Genomic DNA, 239 nt, shown 5'->3' with positions numbered 1-239 from the left:
ATATAATACATGGATACAGAACTATATTTCCAGTACCACTTGCTATTGGTTGTTCATGGGATGAGAAAGCAGCAGAAAAAGTTGCAAGAGTTTCCGCAAAAGAAGCTTCAGCAGCTGGTGTCCACGTAACTTTCTCACCAATGGTAGACTTGGTAAGAGATGCAAGATGGGGAAGAGTGATGGAATCAACTGGCGAGGATCCATTCCTGAATAGTGTTTTTGCTCGTGCTTTTGTAAGG

General features: G+C 42.3%; 1 protein-coding gene. It reads left to right on the top strand.

All coding sequences use genetic code 11. The annotated features are described in order from the left end of the window. On the top strand, positions 1-239 hold a 239-nt coding region (locus tag AAHZ94_RS35455; protein WP_349997729.1), incomplete at both ends, for a glycoside hydrolase family 3 N-terminal domain-containing protein.

The sequence above is a fragment of the Streptomyces sp. HSW2009 genome (assembly GCF_040240285.1).
Taxonomy (GTDB): Bacteria; Actinomycetota; Actinomycetes; order Streptomycetales; family Streptomycetaceae; genus Streptomyces.
Note: the sequence above shows the minus strand (reverse complement) of the source record. Positions and strands in the feature narration are given on the sequence as shown.